The sequence below is a fragment of the Acinetobacter sp. 12966 genome, from assembly GCF_031196995.1.
Classification (GTDB): domain Bacteria; phylum Pseudomonadota; class Gammaproteobacteria; order Pseudomonadales; family Moraxellaceae; genus Acinetobacter; species Acinetobacter geminorum.
Window position 1 is genome coordinate 1 of the sequence record NZ_JAVIMC010000102.1, and the last position, 1,548, is coordinate 1,548.

Annotated in this window: 3 protein-coding genes; all 3 read left to right on the forward strand. The window is 35.5% G+C overall.

Annotation, left to right across the window (positions count from 1 at the left end):
* The first annotated feature begins 629 nt into the window (after positions 1-629).
* The 3 genes from RFW85_RS15795 to RFW85_RS15805 are packed head-to-tail and all read left to right on the forward strand — an operon-like array spanning position 630 to position 1,459.
* Positions 630-986, forward strand: a complete 357-nt coding sequence (locus tag RFW85_RS15795) for a type II toxin-antitoxin system RelE/ParE family toxin (protein ID WP_000269903.1) — start codon at positions 630-632, stop codon at positions 984-986.
* The gene (locus RFW85_RS15800; protein ID WP_001140619.1) at positions 979-1,281 is read left to right on the forward strand and encodes a helix-turn-helix domain-containing protein; all 303 of its coding nucleotides are present in this window, start codon (positions 979-981) and stop codon (positions 1,279-1,281) included. Before RFW85_RS15795 ends, RFW85_RS15800 begins: the two co-directional genes overlap by 8 nt.
* A complete protein-coding gene (locus RFW85_RS15805) occupies positions 1,274-1,459 on the forward strand; it encodes a hypothetical protein (RefSeq protein WP_309171672.1) in 186 nt (61 codons plus the stop codon). The genes RFW85_RS15800 and RFW85_RS15805 overlap by 8 nt, the downstream gene beginning before the upstream one ends.
* Positions 1,460-1,548: the final 89 nt, after the last annotated feature.

Sequence of the window (1,548 nt, forward strand, 5' to 3'; positions counted from 1 at the left end):
ATCTTTGTGCAACAAAGCCATAAAGTTATACTAATTAGTGAGATAGTTTTTGATTTATTGGTTAATAAATAATCTTTTTTTATTTCTTCTAGAAATTTTCTATTTAACATAGTGGGCGTTATACGAAATGAACAAATTGAAACATATAAAAATCAAAAACTTATGCTATAAATAATTTGCTCGACGATGTCGAAAAGCCGACTTGGGAACAAGTCGGCTTTTTTATGAGCAGTTTTTATATATTTTGCCAATAAAATTGGTTAAAAACGATCAAATCGTAATTTCCTTCCGATTCCTTAAGGCTTCCATTTCTGAATTTATCCCCATTTCTTGCGGATAAGCTTTGGGATAATTTTGATGATTTTTTGTACGCTTTGGCTTACAGCATTTTACGAAATTGTTTGTATCCAAGCACCAGTGAAGTCCCTATGATCGATCTATATGAACAGGATGTTCAATGACTTAAAACAAGAATAATCAGTCAGACACCATGACCATTAGGTAGTCAGCCCTACCTATGCGCTCCACACCGAAAAATCCCGACATGACGTCGGGATTTTTTATTGTCATTTGAATAATAATTCAATTAAGCATAAAATATAGATTGTAATCTATATTATTGTTGTAATATGTGGACAGTCATTACAACGGATCTGTTTAACGAATGGCTTGCACAGCAAGATCAATCTACACAAGAGAAAGTACTCGCAGCGTTGGTCGTTCTACAGCAACAGGGACCAAGTTTAGGTCGTCCTTTAGTAGATACCGTCTATGACTCCAAATTTACCAATATGAAAGAGCTACGTGTTCAGCATCGAGGTAAACCACTGAGAGCCTTTTTCGCGTTTGATCCTTTACGACAAGCTATTGTGCTGTGTATCGGTGATAAAGGCGGTAAAAAGCGTTTTTATAAAGAGATGTTAGATATTGCCGATCAGCAATACGAAATTCATCTTTCAACTTTAGGAGATCAATCTAATGGCTAAGACCCTACAAGAATTATTGGCTAATCGCTCTCCAGAGAGTCAAGCTCGTATTCAACAAATGGCGGATGAATTATTGTTGGAAACTCAGCTTCACCTTATTCGTGAAGAGTTAGAGATTTCTCAAAAAGAACTGGCTGCAACCCTTGGAATCAAACAGCCTTCATTGTCAGCAATCGAAAATCGTGGTCATGATCTTAAAATTTCAACGATGAAAAAGTATGTCGAAGCAATGGGCGGAAAACTTCGTATTGATGTAGAGCTTCCAACAGGAAAACACATAGGATTCAATGTCTAATAATAAACCTTTGAAAAATAGTAGTAAATTACTTGTTAACTTGGACAAGTTTATATTTTTAGTCAATGCTGCTGATAGCCTAGAGGAAATTGAAATTATTAGAGATTTATGCTGTGACTATTTTTCACATTGTAAGAAGTCAAGCTATTACACTGATATTTTCGTAAGCGTCCGCTGAATCCCATACCAATTTTTTAATTCGATTTAGGTTTCCAGCAGTGTGGCAGTAACTCTTCAATCTGGGTCACTTTATGTGTAGGTAGCTTT

What these genes read in the sequence shown, in the direction of transcription:
- RFW85_RS15805 (WP_309171672.1), top strand. Translation starts at nt 1,274, where the DNA reads ATGTCTAATAATAAACCTTTGAAAAATAGTAGTAAATTACTTGTTAAC.
- RFW85_RS15795 (WP_000269903.1), top strand. Translation starts at nt 630, where the DNA reads ATGTGGACAGTCATTACAACGGATCTGTTTAACGAATGGCTTGCACAG.
- RFW85_RS15800 (WP_001140619.1), top strand. Translation starts at nt 979, where the DNA reads ATGGCTAAGACCCTACAAGAATTATTGGCTAATCGCTCTCCAGAGAGT.